This window comes from Armatimonas sp., assembly GCF_031410135.1.
In the GTDB taxonomy this organism is placed as follows: domain Bacteria; phylum Armatimonadota; class Armatimonadia; order Armatimonadales; family Armatimonadaceae; genus Armatimonas.
The window spans coordinates 1-6,845 of the sequence record NZ_JANNYP010000155.1 but is presented as its reverse complement, the minus strand read 5'-3'; the positions used below and the strand labels follow the sequence as shown (position 1 = coordinate 6,845).

The window sequence follows — 6,845 nt, the reverse complement described above, 5'->3', positions numbered from 1 at the left end:
ACGATCTTTGCGGCATCGGCGAGAAGCCCTCGAAACAGCGGAAGCGCCTTAAGAATCCCGCCTTTTAGGATCGGCCCCACCACGATCACTGGCGTTTTAGCACGCTGGAGTCGGCGCAGGAGTAAAACTGCCAGTGCGCAGCGTAGCTCCCAGGTGAAAACCGTGTCGTAGGAAGCCAGTTTATAGCCGCGCCCCACCAAACAAAAAAACTCTGCCAGGTACGGAGGCAGCTTGCTGGCCCGCGGCGAGCGATCTAGGTTAGGCTCGGGGGCGGCAAAGAGCAGTTCGCCGGTGTGCTCCTCGGGCAGGTGCTCAAAGAGCCAGCTCCCTAAATCACGCCAGGGAATCGCAAAAGCAAGACGCATACTAAAGCTTATTATGGCTGGGAAAATATTAAACGCCAGGAGGTGTCCGCATGCCCAAGCCCCCTCTGAAAAAAAATTGTATTTCTTGGGAACAAACCATCTCGAAATGTGTTTTAATTCGTGACATCATTTTCACGATTCAATCATTAGATCCCATCTGATTTCTTCACTGTTTGCTGTTTGATAAGACAAACTCCCCCTGGTCTTAGACGATCAGGGGATTTTTTATACGTCTTCTAACAGCGCTTATCGTCCTCTCGTGCATCAGGATAAGCCGCTCTGTCATGGCTTTGGGAACTCAGAAAGTCAGCACGGTGTTTCTTTTTTGATGGACCCGACATTTCTATTAACACAGTCACAGCGCACCAACCAGGTGATGTTTCTCCCCAAGCCCACGCTCACCGTCAACCTGCGTCAACAGCAGACAGACAGCGCGGAGTTTGCTGGTCTAGGCCGAAGTGCCTCGGTGAACCGTACGACACTGGATGCGACTTTACTCAAGCCGGGCCTCAAGCAGACACAGAACCTGACGTTTCGCATTGACCGCAGCACGTTTGATTTTGCCCATCCCAGCCCGACGGCTCTTGCGGGTCTGCCACGTGCTGCCAACCCCTTCGAAGATGCGACGCAGGTTCGCTTCGGCGCGACGTTCATCACCCCACAGAGCAAGACTCGCTCCCGTGTTCTGGGGTTTAGCGTGGATAGCGCCGCCTCCGCACATGGAGACTTCTCACGGGGCATTGCCGCAGGCGTGATCCTGGGGCAGCGCCATGTTGCCCGTCCGGGCCTGACCTGGACTTATGGCGTGGCGCTGCGCTCCCAGATCGCCGATGATGACTTTCTCCTGATTCCGGCGCTTGGAGTGGACTGGCAGGCACGCAAAGACCTCCGCGTTCTCTTCCAGGGCCAGGAGCTACGTGCCACCAAGACCCTCAATAAAACCTGGAGCCTTGCCAGTGTCACCGGCTTTGATGTCCGCCGTGCCTGGCGACTCTCGGATCGCGCAGCAGTGAGTGAGGGGGTTATCCGTGAGACGAGCTTCACCACGGGGCTAGAGCTGGGCTATACCCACAAAAACACGACGGCAGCGCTGGCGGCGGGCTGGCAGTTTGGCCGTCAGTTCCAGCTCGATGACCGCGCGGGCCGTGGGGTACAAACCATAGATGCCGACTCCGCTCTCACGCTAGGGCTGCGTCTGAGCCGTCGACTCTAGGTCCACTACCTGACGCCGAATTTCCTCGACCACACAGTCCTCACGGCTCACGGGCGTGGGGGCATCGGTGCGGATGATGCTGATCTTGCCATCGAGCTCCAGCACGGCAAAGCGCACCTCCGAGACAGACGCGATTCCCTGCTCCCGAAACGCCGTGAGCAGGTCATTAAGCGAGACGCTCTCTTTCCGCATGGCTTTATCGAGTACCTGCCCATTGTGCACGAGCAGCGTCGGTGAGCCTTCCAGAAACTTGCGGAGCTTTGGTGAGCGCGCGGTAATTTTATTGAGCACCCAAGAGAGCGTCAGCAGCACCGCTACGCCCGCAAACGAGCCACCGATCGAGTTGTCCTCCCCTATCATCGCGTTCTGAACGACGTTGGAGATCAGCAGCAAGATCAGAAAGTCAAAGAGGGTCGCCTGCCCCAGCTCCCGCTTGCCCGAGAAACGAAACGCCACGAGAAGAAACCCATAGACCACCAGTGGCCTGAGGATCTTCTCTACCCACGAAATATGCGGGATGAGCAACGGCTCCAGCTCCCACAAATGCAACGTCCAAGTACCCATGCGGATATTATCGCACGGATTGACCGCCCCATGAAATCGGCGGCAACCACGGTACAACTCCAGTAGGAGCACAGCGATGAAATACATCTCTCTCGGAAAACTCTTACTTCCACAACTTGACGGTGTCAGCTACAAACCATCCACGATCAGACATAAAGACGAAACATGGCTCATGGTCGAAATGGAAAAACGTATTGGGAAGCAGGCCATTCGCATGAGCGCCAATGCCATCACTCCCAACAAAGGCGGGCTTGCCTCTATCGTCAAGATGTTTCCCAACCCTACAGGGCTCGTCTCCGCAACCTACACGACATTTCGAGGGCGGAAAGCGCACCGGGAGATATGCCTTGTCCGAGGTGCCGATAACCAGAAGCGCTACACCATCCGGCTTGCCTTTGAGGAAAAAGAGCGCACCTATATCTTGAGTTGTATCGCTCTCGAATCCATTAAGAAGCCTGCCATCCAGCTCTGGGAGCGGTTTCTCAAGGAGATAAAGGAAAACCCGACTCCGTAGTTGAAATCGGGTTCTTTCCTCACTGTCCCCCCGCCGGGCGGGGGTTAGGGGGTAAGCTAGTTCTCCATCAGCTCGGACTCTTTGGTCTTGGTCATCGCCTCTAGCTCAGCAACGTACTTATCCAGGAGCTTCTGGACATCTTTCTCCGCACGCTTGGCCTCATCCTCGGTCACTTCTTCGTCTTTTTTGAGGTGCTCATTGGCATCGCGGCGGATGTTGCGCAACGCGACGCGGCCTGCTTCGGCCTTTCCGGCGAGCTGCTTGACGAACTCCTTGCGGCGCTCGGTGGTGAGGGCGGGGATATTGAGGCGAATCCGAACCCCATCGCTGTTGGGATTGAGGCCCAGGTTACTGTTCATGATCGCTTTTTCGATCAGAGGCATCGCGGCCTTGTCCCAGGGCTCAATCAGGAGAACGCGAGGCTCAGGCGACGTGATGTTGCCCAAATCGCGGACGTTCATTGGGGTGCCGTAGTAGTCCACCTTCAGGCCATCCAGCATCGCGGGGTTGGCGCGGCCCGTGCGTAGAGTCGCGAAATCTGCGGCGGTAGACTCCAAGGTCTTGCCCATACGGGTCTCGGTATCTTTTAAAATGGAAGAGACGCTCACGAATGACTCCTCTCGACCAGCGTCCCGATCGGTTCCCCGACCACGGCTCGCTGGATATTGCCGGCGACGTTCATATCGAAGACGATAATCGGCAGGTTGTGTTCCATACAGTGGGTAAAGGCGGTCAGATCCATGACGCGTAGCTTCTTATCCAGCGCCTCCTCGAACGTCAGGTTCTTGTAGGGCTTGGCATCGTCAAACTTGCGAGGATCTTTATCATAGACCGCATCGGTGCCGTTCTTGGCCATCAGCACGACATCCGCTTCCAGCTCCACGGCACGCAGAGCGCTAGCCGTGTCGGTAGTGAAGTACGGGTTGCCCGTGCCACCTGCCAGGATGACCACACGGCCTTTCTCTAAGTGGCGGATGGCACGGCGGCGGATAAAGGGCTCCGCCACCTGGGGAATCGGAATAGCGGTCTGAACGCGCGTGTCCACCGAGCATTTTTCCAGGGCATCTTGCAGCGCCATGGCATTGATAACCGTGGCGAGCATCCCCATGTAGTCGGCCTGTGCACGGTCCATTCCTTGCTTCTCCCCGACGGAGCCACGCAGAATGTTCCCGCCCCCTACCACAATGGCGATCTGAGCACCGGTCGCCTGAATAGACGCCAGCTCTGAGGCGATCTTTTGAATCGTCTCTGGCTCGATCCCATAGCCTTGCTCACCGGCAAATGCCTCACCGGAGAGCTTGAGCAGCACACGATTGTAGCGGGGGCGGGATTCCATTTCGCTTATCCTTCGGCCTTCTTGACGTTCTCACCTACCTGGAAGCAGACAAAACGCACTAGAGCCGCACCAGGGGTCTCTTTGACCAGCTGCGCCACGGTCTTTTTATCGTCGCGAATGTACGGCTGGTTGAGTAGCACGATCTCCCCGAGGAACTTGTTGAGGCGGCCCTTGACCGCGCCCTCGATTACCTGGGCTGGTTTACCCGCCATCTTCGGATCGGCGGCGGTCTGCTCGGTAAGGATCTTGGTCTCCTTCTCGATCGTCGCAGCATCCACATCGTCAGAGCTTAAGAAACGCGGCTTGGCAAAGCTAATGTGCATCGCCACTTCACGGCCCAGCTCAGCGACATTCGCGCCCGAGAGCTCGATCATCACCCCGATCTTGCCACCATCGGTCTGAGGACCACCCGGATTGTGGACATAGGTCACGAGGGTATTGCCGGAAGCCGCATTAAAGCGTGTCATGCGACCAAAGACAATCTTCTCACCAATGGTGCGCACGGTCTCGTCGTAGAACCCCTTCAGGCCGGGATCGGCTAGAATCTCGTCGGGAGTGTTCCCCTTGTGGACAGCGCTCTTCTCGGCAAGCAGGCGAGCAAGTCCCTTGAAGTCATCGTTACGTGCCACGAAGTCCGTCTCAGAGTTCAGCTCGACCAGTGCACCGTCGGTGCCACCGTCGGCGATGTAGGCCATGATCAGACCTTCACCTGCGACACGGTCGCCTTTATCTTTGACACCCTTCTTGCGGAGCAGTTCGACGGCGGCCTCTAAATCACCATCGGTCTCGCTGAGTGCCTTCTTACACTCCATCATTCCAAGGCCGGTGCGCTCGCGGAGCTGCGCCACCATGCCCGCTGTAATTGCAGCCATTTTCTTTCGTGATCCTTTCGGTTGAACAGTGCCCTTTTCAGGGGAACATAGCAAAGGGTAGGATTTTTGCCCTACCCTCGCGGAAAACTCTATCGCCCAGGAGGGGGCAGAACGTAAAGACTACTCGGCGTCGGCTTTTGCTTCCTCAGCCACCGCGACTTCTGCCACAGCAGGAGCCGCTTCGGCAACAGCGGGAGCCGCTTCCACCACGGCAGGAGCTTCCTCAACAACCGGTGCCTCCACAGCCTTGGCTTCACTCGCAAGTGCATCCGCGAAGAGCGCGTCTGCCTCATGGTCTACGGGCTTGCCTTCGTTGTCGTAGTCGAGCTCAATGCCCTTCTGGTCTTCTTCAAGCTGGCGAATACGATCCGCCGCCGCGGGATCTACGCCAAAGGCAGCGGCCAGGTCACCTGAAGGAACCTCGTCCCACTCCTCTTGCTTGACTTCGACAATAGCCTCGGCGATCTTGTTGGTGATCAGCTTGATCGCACGAATCGCATCGTCGTTGCCAGGGATAATATAGTCCACATCGTCCGGGTCACAGTTCGTGTCTACAATCGCTACAATCGGAATTCCAAGCGCCTTGGCTTCTTGAACCGCGATGTGCTCTTTCTTCAGGTCCACGATAAAGAGACATGCAGGGATGCGGGGCATGTCCTTGATACCACCCAAGTAGCGCTCTAGCTTCTCGTACTCCTCAGTCAGAAGAGCAGCCTCTTTCTTGGTAAGGCGCAGGAGTGTGCCATCTTCGGTCATCTCCTTGAGCTGGCGCAGGCGCGCAATTCGCTTCTGGATCGTGGTGAAGTTGGTGAGCATGCCCCCCAGCCAGCGCTGGTTGACAAAGTACTGGCGTGAGCGAACCGCTGCCTCTTGCACGGCATCAGATGCCTGCTTCTTGGTTCCCACGAACAAAATCGTGCCGCCATCGGAGACAATGTCCTGGATAAACTTCTGAGCATCATCGAAGAGCTTCAGGCTCTGGTGAAGGTCAATGATGTAGATCCCATTGCGGCTACCGTAGATGTAGCGCTTCATCTTGGGGTTCCAGCGACGGGTCTGATGACCAAAGTGGACGCCTGCTTCGAGCAGGTCTTTCATGGCGATTGTGGCCATAGTTTTCTTCTGTTCCTTCTCGGTTTCTCCTCCCCACGACGTGCCCTTGCGGGACCGAGATTTATCGTGAGTGTGACATTAAAAAAGCGCGATCCTCTCGCGCCTTACATCTGGCGAAACCTTCGCAGTTTATCACAGTAACTTTTCTTCAGCAACTGCGATATAAATAGTTATGTTGCAACAACAAACTGAAAAGCCAAGACTCACATCGACACAGAAAACCCTCTTCGCGCTTCCTGCTCTCGTTGTGGTGCACATCGCCTACTACTGGCCACAGCTCCCCGAGCGCATGGCATCTCACTTTGGCCCTGGCGGAAAGGCCGATGGCTGGATGAGCAAGCAGGAGAACATGATCTTCTATCTTGTGCTGGTGAGTATCTCATCGGCGCTTTGGGCAAGCATGGGCTGGATCCTCAAAAAATCCCCCGATGAGAGTATCAATATCCCCAACAAAGAGTACTGGCTTGCCCCGGAGCGCCGTGAGCAGACTCTGATGCGCATGGGGCACCAGATGTCTACTTTTGGAATTGCCACTGTCGCGTTTCTGATGGCCGTGATGCACAGCGTTTTTCTCGCCAATCTCAATGGCGGAAAGCAGCTCGGAGCCGTGTTCTTTATCTACCTGGTCGGCTTTTTGATCTACACCGGCATCTGGGCCTACCAGATGGTCAAGGACTCAAAAGTTCCAGAAGCCCCCTGATATCCACTATCAGGGGTTAGGCAGTAATCGTGACGCGTTTTCCGGTGGTGGCGGACTCGACGGCACCAAAGACCATGGCGAGACTCTTGATGTTGTCGTGGCACTCCCCCATCGGAGTGGCTCCTGTATCAAGCGCATGGAGAAAGTCTTCCAGGCTCCCGGCAATGC

8 protein-coding genes and 1 pseudogene are annotated in these 6,845 nt (G+C 56.3%); 3 read left to right on the top strand and 6 right to left on the bottom strand.

What is annotated here, in order from left to right; all coding sequences use genetic code 11:
• Positions 1–365, bottom strand: a 365-nt coding sequence (locus RMO15_RS05615; protein WP_309708992.1) for a hypothetical protein, incomplete at its 3' end; no start/stop codon positions are given.
• 328 nt (positions 366–693) lie between these two features.
• Between RMO15_RS05615 and RMO15_RS05610 the strand changes: the two genes are divergently transcribed.
• On the top strand, positions 694–1,578 hold the full coding sequence (locus tag RMO15_RS05610) for a hypothetical protein (protein WP_309708990.1): 885 nt from the start codon (positions 694–696) through the stop codon (positions 1,576–1,578).
• Here RMO15_RS05610 and RMO15_RS05605 read toward each other — a convergent pair.
• Complete coding sequence (locus RMO15_RS05605) at positions 1,549–2,142, bottom strand: YetF domain-containing protein (protein WP_309708987.1); 594 nt, start codon at positions 2,140–2,142, stop codon at positions 1,549–1,551. The two genes, RMO15_RS05610 and RMO15_RS05605, sit on opposite strands and share 30 nt — an antisense overlap.
• A gap of 76 nt (positions 2,143–2,218) precedes the next feature.
• Here RMO15_RS05605 and RMO15_RS05600 point away from each other — a divergent pair, with 76 nt between their 5' ends.
• A complete protein-coding gene (locus RMO15_RS05600) occupies positions 2,219–2,656 on the top strand; it encodes a hypothetical protein (RefSeq protein WP_309708986.1) in 438 nt (145 codons plus the stop codon).
• Positions 2,657–2,712: 56 nt separating this feature from the next.
• Here the strand turns inward: RMO15_RS05600 and frr are convergent, their stop codons facing one another.
• The 4 genes and pseudogenes from frr to rpsB all read right to left on the bottom strand — a co-directional run.
• A complete protein-coding gene (gene frr, locus RMO15_RS05595) occupies positions 2,713–3,225 on the bottom strand; it encodes a ribosome recycling factor (protein ID WP_369016079.1) in 513 nt (170 codons plus the stop codon).
• Between the two features lie 35 nt (positions 3,226–3,260).
• On the bottom strand, positions 3,261–3,992 hold the full coding sequence (gene pyrH, locus RMO15_RS05590; RefSeq protein WP_309708977.1) for a UMP kinase: 732 nt from the start codon (positions 3,990–3,992) through the stop codon (positions 3,261–3,263).
• Between the two features lie 5 nt (positions 3,993–3,997).
• The gene (gene tsf, locus RMO15_RS05585; RefSeq protein WP_309708974.1) at positions 3,998–4,864 is read right to left on the bottom strand and encodes a translation elongation factor Ts; all 867 of its coding nucleotides are present in this window, start codon (positions 4,862–4,864) and stop codon (positions 3,998–4,000) included.
• Positions 4,865–5,299: 435 nt separating this feature from the next.
• Positions 5,300–5,977, bottom strand: a pseudogene (gene rpsB / locus RMO15_RS05580) (30S ribosomal protein S2); the annotation flags it as partial.
• 172 nt (positions 5,978–6,149) lie between these two features.
• On the opposite strand from rpsB, the gene RMO15_RS05575 reads away from it, so the two are divergent.
• The gene (locus tag RMO15_RS05575) at positions 6,150–6,677 is read left to right on the top strand and encodes a DUF1648 domain-containing protein (RefSeq protein WP_309708968.1); all 528 of its coding nucleotides are present in this window, start codon (positions 6,150–6,152) and stop codon (positions 6,675–6,677) included.
• The last annotated feature ends 168 nt before the right edge of the window (positions 6,678–6,845 follow it).

Excerpts from the sequence above, each read along its gene's own strand:
- RMO15_RS05610 (WP_309708990.1), top strand. The coding sequence starts at position 694 with ATGGACCCGACATTTCTATTAACACAGTCACAGCGCACCAACCAGGTG.
- RMO15_RS05605 (WP_309708987.1), bottom strand. The coding sequence starts at position 2,142 with ATGGGTACTTGGACGTTGCATTTGTGGGAGCTGGAGCCGTTGCTCATC.
- RMO15_RS05600 (WP_309708986.1), top strand. The coding sequence starts at position 2,219 with ATGAAATACATCTCTCTCGGAAAACTCTTACTTCCACAACTTGACGGT.
- frr (WP_369016079.1), bottom strand. The coding sequence starts at position 3,225 with ATGGGCAAGACCTTGGAGTCTACCGCCGCAGATTTCGCGACTCTACGC.
- pyrH (WP_309708977.1), bottom strand. The coding sequence starts at position 3,992 with ATGGAATCCCGCCCCCGCTACAATCGTGTGCTGCTCAAGCTCTCCGGT.
- tsf (WP_309708974.1), bottom strand. The coding sequence starts at position 4,864 with ATGGCTGCAATTACAGCGGGCATGGTGGCGCAGCTCCGCGAGCGCACC.
- RMO15_RS05575 (WP_309708968.1), top strand. The coding sequence starts at position 6,150 with ATGTTGCAACAACAAACTGAAAAGCCAAGACTCACATCGACACAGAAA.